At 66.0% G+C, this 14,180-nt stretch carries 14 protein-coding genes; 10 read left to right on the top strand and 4 right to left on the bottom strand.

The genetic code is table 11. The annotated features are described in order from the left end of the window. Nucleotides 1-824 precede the first annotated feature (824 nt). Together RG19_RS14960 and RG19_RS14955 are read left to right on the top strand one after the other, a co-directional pair. Entirely contained in the window at nt 825-1,649 is an 825-nt protein-coding gene (locus tag RG19_RS14960; protein WP_058835971.1) for a DUF6615 family protein, read from the top strand. Beyond that, nucleotides 1,649-2,170 carry a hypothetical protein gene (locus tag RG19_RS14955; protein ID WP_157515290.1) on the top strand — a complete coding sequence of 174 codons (522 nt, stop codon included), beginning with the start codon at nt 1,649-1,651 and terminating at the stop codon, nt 2,168-2,170. The genes RG19_RS14960 and RG19_RS14955 overlap by 1 nt, the downstream gene beginning before the upstream one ends. Before the next feature lie 511 nt (nt 2,171-2,681). On the opposite strand, the gene RG19_RS14945 is transcribed toward RG19_RS14955, so the two are convergent. Then, nucleotides 2,682-3,263, bottom strand: coding sequence for a hypothetical protein (locus RG19_RS14945; RefSeq protein ID WP_157515289.1), 582 nt, complete (start codon nt 3,261-3,263; stop codon nt 2,682-2,684). 38 nt (nt 3,264-3,301) lie between these two features. Then, on the bottom strand, nt 3,302-4,315 hold the full coding sequence (locus RG19_RS14940; protein ID WP_058835967.1) for an ImmA/IrrE family metallo-endopeptidase: 1,014 nt from the start codon (nt 4,313-4,315) through the stop codon (nt 3,302-3,304). Between the two features lie 406 nt (nt 4,316-4,721). On the opposite strand from RG19_RS14940, the gene RG19_RS17720 reads away from it, so the two are divergent. After that, the gene (locus RG19_RS17720) at nt 4,722-5,381 is read left to right on the top strand and encodes a sce7726 family protein (RefSeq protein WP_058835966.1); all 660 of its coding nucleotides are present in this window, start codon (nt 4,722-4,724) and stop codon (nt 5,379-5,381) included. On the opposite strand, the gene RG19_RS17355 is transcribed toward RG19_RS17720, so the two are convergent. Continuing rightward, entirely contained in the window at nt 5,295-6,353 is a 1,059-nt protein-coding gene (locus RG19_RS17355) for a beta family protein (protein WP_082672705.1), read from the bottom strand. The genes RG19_RS17720 and RG19_RS17355 overlap by 87 nt on opposite strands. Nucleotides 6,354-7,212: 859 nt before the next feature. Between RG19_RS17355 and bioB the strand changes: the two genes are divergently transcribed. The 7 genes from bioB to RG19_RS14900 all read left to right on the top strand — a co-directional run bounded on the left by bioB (nt 7,213) and on the right by RG19_RS14900 (nt 13,542). Next, a complete protein-coding gene (bioB, locus tag RG19_RS14930; protein WP_082672704.1) occupies nt 7,213-8,310 on the top strand; it encodes a biotin synthase BioB in 1,098 nt (365 codons plus the stop codon). Continuing rightward, entirely contained in the window at nt 8,307-8,669 is a 363-nt protein-coding gene (locus RG19_RS14925) for a hypothetical protein (RefSeq protein ID WP_058835964.1), read from the top strand. The genes bioB and RG19_RS14925 overlap by 4 nt, the downstream gene beginning before the upstream one ends. Next, entirely contained in the window at nt 8,662-9,873 is a 1,212-nt protein-coding gene (bioF, locus tag RG19_RS14920) for an 8-amino-7-oxononanoate synthase (protein ID WP_058835963.1), read from the top strand. The genes RG19_RS14925 and bioF overlap by 8 nt, the downstream gene beginning before the upstream one ends. Continuing rightward, complete coding sequence (locus RG19_RS14915) at nt 9,870-10,874, top strand: multidrug resistance efflux transporter family protein (RefSeq protein ID WP_058835962.1); 1,005 nt, start codon at nt 9,870-9,872, stop codon at nt 10,872-10,874. The genes bioF and RG19_RS14915 overlap by 4 nt, the downstream gene beginning before the upstream one ends. A 5-nt stretch (nt 10,875-10,879) precedes the next feature. Then, complete coding sequence (gene bioH, locus RG19_RS14910; RefSeq protein WP_058836656.1) at nt 10,880-11,659, top strand: pimeloyl-ACP methyl ester esterase BioH; 780 nt, start codon at nt 10,880-10,882, stop codon at nt 11,657-11,659. Beyond that, nucleotides 11,656-12,570 (top strand): malonyl-ACP O-methyltransferase BioC, encoded by a 915-nt coding sequence (gene bioC / locus RG19_RS14905; protein WP_058835961.1) that lies wholly within the window; start codon nt 11,656-11,658, stop codon nt 12,568-12,570. The genes bioH and bioC overlap by 4 nt, the downstream gene beginning before the upstream one ends. 348 nt (nt 12,571-12,918) lie before the next feature. Continuing rightward, the gene (locus RG19_RS14900) at nt 12,919-13,542 is read left to right on the top strand and encodes a hypothetical protein (protein WP_157515288.1); all 624 of its coding nucleotides are present in this window, start codon (nt 12,919-12,921) and stop codon (nt 13,540-13,542) included. Between the two features lie 197 nt (nt 13,543-13,739). On the opposite strand, the gene RG19_RS14895 is transcribed toward RG19_RS14900, so the two are convergent. Then, nucleotides 13,740-14,171, bottom strand: coding sequence for a ketosteroid isomerase-related protein (locus RG19_RS14895; RefSeq protein ID WP_058835959.1), 432 nt, complete (start codon nt 14,169-14,171; stop codon nt 13,740-13,742). Nucleotides 14,172-14,180: the final 9 nt, after the last annotated feature.

Below are 14,180 nucleotides of genomic sequence, written 5' to 3'. Positions count from 1 at the left end.
GGGAAGGTACGGCGTTCTGGCTGCGACATGCGGACTGTAGGTTTACCTACCAACTGGGGGCGCTCGCGCTGGCGAGTCAGTTGCTTGGGATCGGGGGCTCCCAAGGCGGGGGAGTAAAAACACCTCAAAGTATGGGTTTTTCCGAGAACGAGATTCCATAATCTGGGAGTTTCCTAAAAGCAGCTTCTAGAAGCCGCTCTTGGAGCGCTTCATTGCAAAGTTGCTAAACTACTGTCCTTCTCCGAATCGGCGCCTAAATTATCGAAAGTCCGTAGTGGCTAGGATCGTAGTCGACAGAGTGGGCCAAATTCATCACTAGTTATCGCCTTGAACTGCGTGCCAATGTCCGCTCTTGGCTAGCAGCGGGCATCTCCCTCGCAAACACCTGAGCTAAGCCGCGCCACTAACGGTTCGGCTTGGACCAACTGTTGGTCGACTACCGTTAAACCGCTTGCCAAGATGCTTCATCAGGATCCGCATCCCATATCCCACGGTGTTCGAGTTCATCGCCAAGCCGCGCGGGCAGCGTCCGTCGAGCGCGGAAGCCGGCTTCACCGGGGCACGGATGCGGTCGCCCTAGTACGGGCATGGGGAGACCAGCGTGAGCCGACTCTAGACAAGTTTGGCTTGGGGCATCTTTTGCCCTGCACCATCATGACCTAAGATTGAGCTTTAGAGGAGCTGACTCCGGGCCTCTGGTTGCCTGCTGTAGCCCTGATCGGCATGCTCGGTTAGGAGGCGCAGGTGCGCCTACGTCGAATCCCGTACGTTATTGCTGCGGAGCCCGAGATCGCGCGGTGCCCCCGTCGCCAAGGAGCAGGTGCATGCTGTGTTCGGTGGTCCAGAAGCAGAGTCGAAGGGTGTGGCGAACGCTCAGTGACGCCGCAAAGCTATCGTGTTCGTATAACGAGGAGTCCCTGACCGACGGCATTGTGCTCGCGCTCGCGAAGGGTGCCACGACCGGTGGCTATACCGTCGACGCGTTCAGCAAGATGCAGGAAGCCGTCAATGGGGCGGACTGGGAGCTGTGGTTTACGGGACCATCCGGGCTCTCGTTCGGCTACCGGATACAGTCCAAAAAAATGAAGATCGGGGCTACGTACTTTCCGTCGCTGCACAAGGTGACCAAAGGCGTTGCCCAAGTCGACAAGCTGATCAACGCCTCTGCGCTCGTCCAGGCTACTCCGATCTTCGCTCTGTATAGCACGTGGCCAGCTGGCACGACGCCGGTGCCGATATGGAAATGCGGCACGTACCCAACGAGTCACTCGCTGTGGGGGATGGCGGCGGCATCGGCGCCGGCGCTTAAGGCGCTGAATCCGATGACGACACTTGGCGCTGTCGCACCGCTCATGGTGCCGTTCCATTGCTTGGTGTGTTGCTCACGCTATGGAGGTGGCGATTTGCCCACTCGCGCCGCCGCCTTCGCCCGCGAGCACCTGGATGGAAACGCTCGCCTGCTCGAAGACCCTCCTGCTCACGTGGCGCGACTGATGAGTAACCGGAAACGCCTAGGCGAGGCGCCGGAAGCCGCCGAAGCGGAACTGCCACCCGATCTCTCGCGCGTGATCGTAGTCCATGAAAACCCGAGCTTAGGGACGGAGGCGGCAGCGCCTAAGCAGTCGATCGGGCGTGCGTGGTCTTCCTAATGAGCAGCCCGACGCCGATTCGATCTCTAGTGGTTGAAGCTACCCGCGCCGCGTTCAATATGGTGCGCGAACCGCGCTTCTACGCCACCGAGCGGGGGTATCACGGCCGGTTCTATTGCGCGCTGCAGTCCGAATTCGATCGGCAGGGCTGGCCTGCGCCCGGTGCAATCTTGGAGATGGAGTACCAAAAGAGCGGACGTCACAACGCGTTCCAGCGACCGGACATCGTGTTGCACGTGCCCACGTCCCAATCGAAAACGAGCGTGCGCGAGAACAACTTCGCCGTCTGGGCGATCAAGCGTGCTGCCCGCGTCGCCGATGCCACCGATGATTTCGCCAAGCTGGACGAGATGTTCGATGCGCTCGACTATCCCTTGGGCTTTTTCATCAACGTCGATGCATCTAACCCTCTGCGGTCGCACTACACCGGACGCCACGAATCACGTTTATACGCCGCTTCGGTCGCCTTCTCCAATGCAGGTATCGAGATCCACTGGGCGCCTCCTTCAGACGAGCGCTAGGGCAAAGGCCAAGCGCATTACGGCGACGCCTTGCTTTTACACTGCAGGGCTTAGAAACAGGTCTCCTGTTTTGGCTGCAAGCGAACATCCTGCAGGCGAAGTCAAGCTCAACGACTGCCTGGATGGGCCATCAATGCCTAAGCTGCCTACATCTGCATGGGGTTTTCCCAGCGGCGCAGGTCGATGTGGCGCCCACGTCCCCTCGATCAAACTGCTAGGACTCGACCATCTGCTCCGTACGGGCACTAGCCACGTGAGCTAGCCCACTGACGACGCCCAGCGATGCATTGCCGGCGACGACGTCCGCGTGCGGAAAAACTTCTGTAACCAATGTTTTGATGAGGGGCGAGCGCGACATACCGCCGGTTAGGTAGATGGCGTCTGGCGCCTCATCCATATCGGCCCCCGCCTGCCTCAGAAGGCTGCGCAGCAGTGACATGAAACGGCTCGCGGCGTTTGCTGAAGTCCTTGGCTTTCACCCGAATGCCTGCGATGACGCTTGCTCTGCATCCTACGTCTGCAGCAACAAGTTAGCAGTCTCGGTCCGCAGGTGAGCGACGTATGCGTCCATGCCTTCAAAGAACTGCGCTTCCGTGCAGCCACCAGGGGCCACGACGGCACGGATGGCCGTGTCCAGTTCGCGGTTGGCGAGGACGCCTTGTACGACGATGGCGCACGACGTGCGCCGGGCGATCAGGACCAGCAGCTGCTCCAGGCAAACCACCCGCCCATGCAGCCGCACCGAAATGTCAGGCGGGCAGCCACTAACCAAAGCCCGCAATGCGCGCTTGTCACCTGAGATCAGGATCGCTTGCGGGTCTGCCAGACAGGCTGCGATGAGCTCGACCTCGCCGGCGTCGAGATCAACAGTTCCCTGCAAGCACGAGATGTCGGTCGCGTCACCTGGCGGGATTTCTTCCGTCAGCATAAGAACTCCATGCAGATCGTCTGCTGCTTGGGGAGATCTGAAAATCTTGGTGTCTCGCCGGCGGGCCCTGAACTCTAGCGACGCCAGAGCCGATATCTGGGCCCACTGAAGACCGAAGCACGCGGGCAAATGATCCAGAAGCCCCCAATGGGCAAGCTTGATCATGACGTCATTGTCGACCAAGAGCCTGGAGGTCATCGAACTCAGCCCCTAGGGGCCACGCCAGTGATCTGCAGGACGTAGTCGCTCAAGTCATCGCCGATGCGGCGGGTATCGATCTCGTCTCGCAGCCGCGCGACGAGGCCTGCTTGTGCATCCATATCGTCAGCGAGGAAATTCAATGCCGATCGAGCATCAGGCCATCGGCGTGTCCGGAAGCCGTACCGAAGCACCAAGTGTCCAGGCGCGGTGCGCAGCTCTGCGCTGGCTGCCATTGCTGTGGTAGCAATCGAAACCGGCGGCAGGTCACGAGGCCAGGTTGCGACGATCGCTTCGGACATGCCACCGCTCAGAAGCGAGTTTGCAAACTCATTCGCTTCGACTTCCTGCCTGTCCACGTTCGCATCGACATCGAACTCCGTGGAATCGTTGAGTGAACCTTCCACCAAAGCGGAGTTGGTAGCCACATGCCCAAGCGATAGGTGCCCGAGTTCGTGCGCGAGCAGAAAGCTGAGCCACGCCTTCGAGTTGTTGCGCAAGGCAATCAAGATCACCGGGCGCGCTCCAACCTTGATCGCGGCTGCGTCCATCTTCCGCACGCCGTTGGGCAGGTTCGGCAAGGGAATGACGGGAATGCCACTCCCCCAACAGAAGTCTAGGATCGAATCGAAGTCGACGCGCGGCGCTTGTTGCAGCACCTGCTCGCGAATCACCTCGACACTTGGGTCAAGCGAAACATCGCGCGAAGGCATTGCGCCGACGATCGCCTTGGCCAGCGACGAGGCAATCAGCGTCGCAGGCCGAAGCTGCTCCTCGGTCACACGTACTGTGTGCTTGTAGCGGGGCGCAGAGAGCTCCTTGGCATGCTCGATACGACCGTCGAGGAGCGCGACCGCGTCAAGACTAAGGCGACGCGCCAGCAACAACGCGGTTTCGCGCAAGCCCGACGATGTGCGCGCCAACTCGGGATCCCACCACTCAGGCAGGATTGAGGCGACCTGTCCCTTCGTCAGGCCGACCGTTCGCAAGCTGCGATAGATGTCATTGAGCGCGGTCATCAGGCCCTCCTTTCTTTGGCACGCTGGTCCGGCATGCGTTGAAGCGCTGGGGCCAGAGCCTTCACCACGACAAGCAATGTCTGTGCGGCCGCAGCATTGTCACCGATCACCTCACGCAAAAGCTGCGACAGCTCCAAACTGGCGTCAGTACACGCGCTATGCGTTTTGGGGTCGAGTCCCGCATATGTGCATAGAGCGCTCAGATGCGGTGTCAAACGCTTGCCCCCGCCACGCAAGAATCGACTGATCTGGCTTTGAGGCATACCTGTAAGCTTTGACACATCCAACTGCGTATGCCCGCGCGCGCTCATTTCCTCCCGCAACGCAACGCGAAGATCGAGTAGGAGTGGGTCGGTGGCATGCGTCCTATTTTGCATATTCGCATAGCTTATGCGATAATTGGCGCATGGTATACCGCCCCCACCCGTTGACCGAGCAGGAAATCCGCACGGCGGTCCTCGCGCAACTGCTAGGGTCCGGCGGGCACGACCAAGTCTTAATCGAAGAGCTTGGAATCGGCTCGGCTCGCGTCGATGTTGCCGTTGCCTCCGACCGACTCAGTGGGTACGAGATCAAGAGCGACTTCGACACGCTCGATCGCTTGGCGCGGCAGATGCACGCCTACCATGAGGTGTTCGACGCGCTGACGATCGTGACGACATCTGCCTATGTCGAGCAGGTCGAAGCGCTGCTTCCGATCTGGTGGGGTGTCTGGGTTGCCCAGCGCACGGAAGACGGGGTCATGCTTCACGAGCGCCGGAGCGCCATGAGCCACGGCCGCCAGGAAGCTGCGTCGCTCGCGGCAATGCTGTGGCGGGAAGATGCCTACGAGTTCGTCATCGAGACGCTCGGACCCGTTGTGCGGGCCCGAGCTACCAGGGGAGACCTTCAGGCAATCATTGCCGAGCAGATCTCCATCGACGCGGTGCGCGGACGCGTGCTCCGTAGCCTGCTCAGTCGAGAGGACTTGCAGGCACGATCACATCGCCCCTGTGGCCAAGGCACGAACTGTCAACACGATGTGGTGGCTGGTGGCATCGCGTCGCCACGTCATGTAGCTGCCTGAGGACGTGCCCGGCTGAGCGTGGAAGTTGTACCGCTCATCGCCGTAACTGAATCCTTTGCCTGAGTAATCCGGCAGCGCAACAAGCAGCCGACACAGGTCATTGTACTGGCCCATGCCGCCCTTGCCCTTGCTTCGTACGCCTGACCCTCGAATGATTCGCCATTGCGTTGGCAGTGCATATCGAATGGCAGCCGCAGGATTCATCTTGGTGGGATCGATCTCCTCAAGAGGCTCGGGATTCGTCACGCCATAGTCGCCGAACACCACGCGTTCACAACCCGCGTTAGCCTTGAGCGCCTGCCAGATAGCCACTTCCTGACGCACGATGAAGTTGTTGATACCTGGCTTCAGTCCGCCCAGGCTCATCGGGAAGGATCCCGCTGCAAATGCCACCTGCGTCAGCCCCGGCATGCTGCAGTAATGCGCAACAACGCCTGCGATCGCGGCCGCTTCAGCGACGGGATCGCGCTCGCCGACTGCGAAGAGATCCAGAACCAGATAGATCGCCGTCTGCCGCCCACAGGATTTTCGGGCCTCGGCGATCACGAAGTCCAGTTCATTAATTTTGATGCCGGGCCGCGCGCGGATGATTAAGGCATCAAAGCCCTTGAACACAGACATGCCTGCGGGATCTGCAAGACCTGCCGTCGCTCGCACCGCGGGCCATGCCTGAATCCCTTCGCGCTGCAGACGAAGACACACGTCTGCTAGTCCTGCATGAGGCACAGGACCACCTGTGTAGGCATCTGTTAGGTCGACGCCGATGGAGTGCTCTTCACCAGCTGATTTCGACATTTGCTGGATCAGCTTAGGCTGAGCTACACCGCTCTCCAGGTTCTGAACCTCGGCGATCGGGAGCATGCGTTGGCGATCCCCTGCCGCCACATGCCGTAAAGCGCCTTGTTCGCCTTGCTTCCATCTCAAGATTGGTACGTAAAGAAAGTTCGCCACGGAAACTCCTCCTGAGTTCATCCTTATGGCGCGTACTGTCCTCGACGCGATCTATCAACGTGCAAGGAAGTGCGCGCCCCCTGTAAACCACGCTCTTCTCCACTCGATTCACAGCTGCGACACACCTGGTGTAGTGCCACGCCGAGCCGCGCATCGACTTCCAGTATCAACGATTTCTTCAGTCCACGTACCGAGCCGAAATTCGGCGCCTAAGGCGCGGCAGGTGCTTTTATGGTCAATTATGCGATCTCGAATAATTGCGAATAATTAGCCAACCCGCGAGCCTTATCGCCCTTGGCGTGCTCTTCATCGCGAGTCCATGGCTCGTCGTTGAGGCGCTCGCCCTTTGCGGAGCAGGAAGCCGTGTTCGTACCGTCACGCGTGGAACCTTGCCTCTCCCGCTGCCCGGTACCGCGGATTTTGGGGTTACGATGGGCTCATGGGCTTGACCGGTCCCCGTGGCTCAAGCTAATGCGCCTCCTTTGGCCGCTGTAGCCTTGGATTGGTTCGGACCAGAAGCGCTGGTGACTGCTTAGTCCTAGTCGCTGTTCTCGGTCTGATTTGCGCAGGGTTGCTGCCTAGCAGTCGGCCTGAGACCGAAGAAGGCAGTTGACGTCGTCCCGGATGGGGCGATCAGCCGGCGGCCCGCCTGATCCGCGGCGTTTGGTAGGGAAATCCCGCCCTCTGGGGTGAGCGCTCTCAGTCTTTGGGGGCAAAAATCCCACTCAGAGTGGATCCTACACGGACACCCGCAGCCGGACGGCGTCCGGGATGCTGCCGTAAACTTCCCGAACCTGCGTGCGGTTGACAGGCCCGGGGGCGGTTTCCAGACTGCCGGCCCGCGTCCGTACCCACGCGCCCGCATACGTTGGAGCCCGCCATGTCCGCTGTCAGCCCCCGGCCCCCGGTCGATGCCGCAGTGCCCGCCCACGACGCGTCCGGCGATGCCGGTCTCCGCTACGACTGGAGCCGGCGCGAGATCGAGGCGTTGTTCGCGCTGCCGTTCCCGGAGTTGCTGCATCGCGCCGGGGCCGTGCATCGCGCCCACTTCGATCCCGCCGAGGTCCAGGTGAGCACGCTGCTGTCGGTCAAGACCGGCGGCTGCCCCGAGGACTGCGCCTACTGCCCGCAGGCGCAGCGCTACAACACCGGGGTCGATGCGACCAAGCTGATGACCACCGACGCCGTGCTGGCCAAGGCACGCCAGGCCAAGGCCGCCGGCGCGTCGCGCTTCTGCATGGGCGCGGCCTGGCGTTCGCCGAAGGACCGCGACATTCCGAAGGTGGCCGAGATGATCCGCGAGGTGAAGGCGCTGGGCCTTGAGACCTGCGCCACGCTCGGCATGCTCAGCGGCACCCAGGCGCAGGCGCTGCGCGCGGCCGGCCTGGACTACTACAACCACAACATCGACACCGACCCCGAGTTCTACGACTCGATCATCCGCACCCGCGAGATCCAGGAGCGCCTGGACACGCTGTCGCACGTGCGCGACGCGGGCATGAAGACCTGCTGCGGCGGCATCGTCGGCATGGGCGAGTCGCGCGCGCAGCGCGCCGGCCTGCTGCACACGCTGGCGACGCTGCCGGCCCACCCGGATTCGGTGCCGATCAACCGGCTGGTGCAGGTGGCCGGCACGCCGCTGGCCGACCAGGGCACCGTCGAGCTGGACCCGTTCGAGTTCGTGCGCACGATCGCGGTGGCGCGCATCCTGATGCCGAAGTCGATGGTCCGCCTGTCGGCCGGCCGCGAGCAGATGAGCGACGAGCTGCAGGCGCTGTGTTTCGTGGCCGGTGCCAACTCGATTTTCTACGGCGAGAAACTGCTGACCACCGGCAACCCGGACACCGAGCGCGATCTGGCGCTGTTCGAGCGCCTCGGCCTGCGGCCGATGCAGGTGACCGTGGATGCGGACGACCACGACCACGGCGGCACCGTGCATGCCGACATCGTCGACTGCGGGCGGAGCCGCGCGGCGTGATTCCCTGGGGCGCCTGGCTGTACCTGCTGCTGCTCGCGGCGGCCGGCGTCCTGCATCTGGTGGTGGAGCTGCGCGCGGGCGATGCGCCGCTGCGCGCGGCGTTGCGGTTCGTGGCGGTGGGGGTGATCGGTGCGGGCGTGGTGCTGTTCTACCGCGGCGGCGCCGGCACGCTGTACATGCTACTGCTGTTCGTGGCCGCCATGCTGGTGGCGCGCAAGTCGGTCGAGGACGCGCAGGCCGCGCGTGCCCGCGAACCGGACCAGCCCGCGCCGCCGCCCTGGCTGGGGCTGACCCGGCTGGCGGTGCTGCCCGGCATCGCCTGGGGCGCGCTGGCGGTATGGACGCGCCAATATGGTTGACCGCGAGGATCTGCGCGCACGCGCCAACGCCCGCCGCGAGCAGGCGCGTGCGCAGCAACGCCTGCGCATCCGGCGCACGGTGACGCATCGCGACGGCGTGCATGCCGATGTGGACGGACGCCGGCTGTTGAATTTCTGCGGCAACGATTATCTCGGTCTCGCCCAGCACTTCCAGGTGGCCGGCGCGCTGCAGGACGCGGCCGCCCGCGAGGGGGTGGGCGGTATCGCCTCGCATCTGGTCTGCGGCCACCACACGCATCACGAGGCGCTCGAGCGCGAGATCGCCGACTGGCTGCAGGTGCCGCGCGCGCTGCTGTTCGGCAGCGGCTTCATGGCCAACCTGGCGGTGGTGCAGGGCTTGCTGGGCGACGGCGATGTCTGCGTGCAGGACCGCCTCAACCACGCCAGCCTGATCGATGCCGCGCGGCTGGCCGGCTGCCGTCTGCGCCGGTATCCGCATGCGGATCCGGAGGGTGCGGTGCGCCAGCTGCGCGCAGCGCCGGGCGGCGCGGCGATGCTCGCCACCGACGGCGTCTTCAGCATGGATGGCGACATCGCGCCGCTGCGCGCGCTGGCGCTGGTCGCGCACGCGCAGCGCGCGTTGCTGTATGTCGACGATGCGCACGGGGTGGGCGTCGTCGGGCCGGACGGGCGCGGCAGTGTCGCCGCGGCGCGCCTGGAACACGCCGCGCAGCCGCTGCAACTGGTGACGTTCGGCAAGGCGCTCGGCACCTACGGCGCGGCGGTGGTCGGCGATGCGGATCTGATCGAGCACCTCGCCGCGACCGCGCGCCCGTACATCTACACCACGGCCTTGCCCCCGGCACTCGCTGCGGCCTCGTTGACCGCGGTGCGGCTGGCGCGCCGCGAACATTGGCGTCGCGAGCGTCTGCAAACGCTGGTGGCGCGGCTGCGCGAGGGCGCACGGCGCCACGGGTTCGAGTTGCTGCCGTCGGAGACGCCGATCCAGCCGTTGCTGTGTGGCGACGATGCCACCGCGGTCGCGTGGTCGCAGGCACTGGAAACCGCAGGTTTCTGGGTGGCCGCGATCCGTCCGCCGACGGTGCCCGAGGGCCGCGCCCGCCTGCGCATCACCCTGAGCGCCGCGCATGAGGATGGCCAGGTGGATGCGCTGGTCGATGCACTGGCGGCCGCGCGCGGACGTATCGGCACGCAGGCCCGCGACGGCGACCGCGCCGCATGAGCACCGAACAGACGACCGGCCGCCTCGCCTTGGCGGCGGTGGGCGTGGCGTTGTTGTCGGCGCTGTTCTTCACCATGACCTACGTGCTCAACCGTGCGAGCGCCAGCGGTGGCGGGCACTGGGCGTGGATGGCGGCGCTGCGTTACTTCATCACCCTGCCGCTGCTGCTGCCGTTGATGCGCCTGCAGGGCGGTGCCGCACCGGTGCTGCGGGCGATCGCCGCGCATCCATGGGCGTGGCTGCGCTGCGGGGCGATCGGCTTCGTGCTGTTCTACTGCATGTTGAGTTTCGCGGCGGCCAGCGGTCCGTCCTGGCTGGTGGCCGGCTCGTTCCAGTTCACCGTCATCGCCGGCATGTTGTGCGCGCCGATGCTGTACCGCGATGCGCGTCGGCGCATTCCACCGGCGGGGCTGGCGGTGGCCGGGGTGATCCTCGCCGGTGTCCTGCTGATGCAGTGGGGCCACGCCAGCGGTGCGCTCGACCGCGCCGCCTGGATCGCGCTGGCCTGCGTGCTGGTCGCCGCATTCGCGTTCCCGCTCGGCAACCGACTGCTGTTGCTGCATCTGGAGCGGACCGGCGAGTCGCTCAACGCCACCCAGCGCGTGTTCGGCATGACCCTGGCCAGCCAGCCGCTGTGGCTGCTGGTCGCGCTGTACGCCGGCACGCAGACGGGGGCGCCGTCGATGCAGCAGGTCGGACTGGCCGCCGGTGTGGCGCTGTGTGCCGGCGTGATCGCCACGATCCTGTTCTTCCAGGCCACCGGCATGGTGCGCGATCAACCGTTGGCACTGGGCGCGGCCGAAGCGATGCAGGGGGCCGAGGTGGTGTTCGCGGTGGTGCTGGGCGCCTTGTTGCTGGGCGAAGCATGGCCGGGCGCGACCGCGTCGATCGGCGCGGCGGTGGTGATTGCCGGCATTGCGGGGTTCGCCTGGGTGGTGGCGCGGCCGGCGGCAGGCAGCCCGCGTCGGACTCAGGTCCTGCGGACGGACAAGGGCGCATGAGCGGGTTGCACATCGACACCACGGGCCAGGGGCCCGACCTGGTGCTGGTGCATGGCTGGGCCATGCACGGCGGCGTGTTCGCGCCATTGGTCGAGGCGCTGCGTGCCGACCACACCGTGCACCTGGTCGACCTGCCGGGCCACGGTCGCAGTCGCGATGCCGATCTGCCGTTGGCGCTCGCGCCGGTGGCCGATGCGCTCGCGGCGCGGTTGCCGGTCGCGCGCTGGCTGGGCTGGTCGCTGGGCGGGTTGTTCGCGCTGGCGATGGCGCAGCGGCATCCGCAGCGGGTGAGCGGTCTGGCGATGCTGGCGTCGAGTCCGCGGTTCGTGCGCGACGACGACTGGACGCATGGCATGTCGCGCGACATCTTCACCGGGTTCGCCGAGGGCTTGCGCGAGGACTACCGCGGCACGCTCGATCGCTTCATCGCGCTGGAAGCCTTCGGTTCGGACGACGCCCGCGGCGAGATACGCGCGCTGCGAGACGCGGTGTTCGCCCACGGCGAGCCGGCCGCCTCCGTGCTGGCCGACGGCCTGGGCCTGCTCGAACACGAGGACCTGCGCGCGGTGCTGCCGACCTTGACCGTACCCAGCCTGTGGCTGGCCGGACGCCGCGACCGGCTGGTGAGTCCCCGTGCGATGGCCGCCGCCGCGGCGCTGGCACCGCATGCGCGCACGCACGTGTTCGCACACGCCGGCCACGCGCCGTTCCTGACCGAACCCGACGCCGTCGCACAGGTGCTGCGCGACGGCTTCGCCGAACTTCCGACCGACGCTTCGCCATGACCGACCCGTTCGACCGCCGCCACGTCCGCCACGCCTTCGGCCGCGCCGCGCACAGCTATGCGGATGTCTCCGCCTTGCAGCGCGAGGTGGAGGGCTGGTTGCTCGAATCGCTGATGTATCTCGACGATGCCGTGCCCGGCACCGTACTCGACGTCGGCAGCGGCCTGGGCGGCGCGGCGCAGGCGATGCGGGCGCGCTGGCCGAAGGCGCGCATCGTCGCGCTGGATGCGGCGATGCCCATGCTGCAGGCACAGGCGCGGTCGCGCGGCTGGCGCCTGCCCGGGCTCGGGCCGCGCGCCGTCGATCGTGTCTGTGCCGATGCGGCCGCATTGCCATTGGCCGATCACAGCGTCGATCTGCTGTTCTCCAACCTGTGCCTGCAGTGGACCGGCGATCTCGCCGCGGTGTTCGCCGGGTTCCGGCGCGTGCTGCGGCCGGGCGGCCTGCTGCTGGTCTCCACCTTCGGCCACGACACCCTGCACGAACTGCGGACCGCGTTCGCACAGGCCGACGACGAGCCTCACGTCAGCCCCTTCGTCGGGATCGCCCAGTTCGGCGATGCGCTGATGCAGGCCGGCTTTCGCAATCCGGTGCTGGATCGCGAGATGCTGCAGCAGCCGCATCCGGACCTGGGGTCGCTGATGCGCGCGCTGCGCGCGATGGGGGCGACGAACGCGTTGCAACAGCGGCGGCGGACGCTGACCGGCCGCGCCCGCTTCGCACGCGCGGCGCAGGCCTACGACGCCCAGCGAGCGGCGCCCGACGCGCCCCTGCCGTCGAGCTGGGAGATCATCACCGCGATGGCCTGGGCGCCCGACCATGGCGCGCCGATCCGCGAGGGTGGCAGCGAGGTGGCGCGGTTTCCGGCCCACGCGATTCCGGTGCGGCGGCGGCCGGCGCCGGAAGGCTGACGAAAGGCGTCCGCACCGAGGTACGTGACGGCGCGGTGTCGCGTTCGGGGATCGAATGGGTGCGGATCCTCCGACGTCGGAACCTTGTGGTCGCTGTCTTCGCCCGAGTGACGCGCCGGCTCGCCGAAGCCGTGCGATCTGCGCCGCCGTCGTAGCGCGCAGCCGGTGATCGCGGCGGCCATCGGGGCATCAGGTATCCGGTATCGGGGCATCGGATCGGCGCGGCCGCCGGTGCGGACCGCCCGCGGACGTGGGATCGCGATCGGATGGGGTCTATGTGGCGCAGGATTCAGTCCGATCGCCCTAGACTCCCGACCGTCCGCCCTCGAGTCGCCGATCATGCCCATCGTGCCGTCCCGCCTCCGCCGCCGTCTGGTGCTTCCGTTTCTCGTCTGCGCCTTCGCCGTCGTGCCGCTGCACGCACAGCAGCGCGGCGGCAGCATCGATCTGTCGGGCTTCGATCCGGCGCTGATCCTGCAGGGCGTCGGCGACGTGGTCCTGCGCGCACCGGATGCGGACATCGACCGGGTCTACCACGCCGTGCATGCCGCCTCGCGCGACGATCGCGAGGCCGAGGCGCTGTGCGCCCTGTTCGACGCCGACGCCGACCGCAGCCTGCCGGGCCTCTCGCGCGCGGCGAATGCGCTGGGTCCGGACAGCCGCCAGCGGTTCGTGGATGCGGTGCTGGCGCTGGCGGTCTCGGCGTCGTCGCAGAACGCGCCGGTACAGGCCTACGACCCGGTCGCGGCCGAGCAGGTCCTGCGCCAGGCCGGTGTCACGGCGATGATGCTGCACGACGGTTTCATGATCGGCATGTCGGCCACCGGCAACGACCCGGCCAGCCGCGACGCGCGCTGTCGCTCGTTCCGGCAGCTGGTGGATGTGATGCAGGATTTCCCGCTGGAACAGCGGGCCCTGGCGACCCGATACCTGTTGCGCGAAGGCGTCGACCGCTACGGCACCGAGCTCTGACCCGACGCGTCGGTCCCGACCAGCGACCTGCAGCGAGGCGTCCGAGGACGATGTGCAGTCATGGCGGTGTTGAACACCACTTCGCAGACTGATGGATCGGTGGCGCCTGTGCAGGCGTCGGCAGCCGCCAGGCTGCGGACACGCTGTCGTGACGGGCTGTCAGGCGCCCGGGTGGTGCGGCGCCATCGAGGCATGGATCAGTCGCGCGTGACCTGGGCGATCCAGTCCTGCAGGTTGTAGTAGTTGCTGACGCGCGCGATGCGCCCGTCGCGCAGGTCGAAGAAGGCGCCGCCCGGCAGCGTGTAGCGCTGGCCGCGCGCCGCGGGCAGGCCTTCGTCGGTGCTGCGGTACTCGCCGTGGACCACGTACTCGGCGGCGGCCTGTCGCCCGTCGGCCGACACCATCACCACGATGTCGTGGAGTTGCTCGGCGTAATGCGCGTCCATGCGTGCGAGGAACGCGGCGAAGGCTTCGCGACCGGTTTCGCGCGCGCCCTGATTGAGGTCGTGCGCGACATCGTCGGTCAGCAGCGCGAGCATGCCGGACCAGTCCGCGCGGTTGAATGCGGCGTAGTAGGCGCCGATCAGGTCGGTCGCGGCGCGCGTCGATGCGCTCGTGTCGGCAGGCATGCAGGTCTC

The sequence above is a fragment of the Luteimonas abyssi genome, from assembly GCF_001482195.1.
GTDB classification, from domain to species: domain Bacteria; phylum Pseudomonadota; class Gammaproteobacteria; order Xanthomonadales; family Xanthomonadaceae; genus Luteimonas; species Luteimonas abyssi.
The sequence above is the reverse complement of the archived record's forward strand: the minus strand, read 5'-3'. Positions and strand labels throughout refer to the sequence as shown.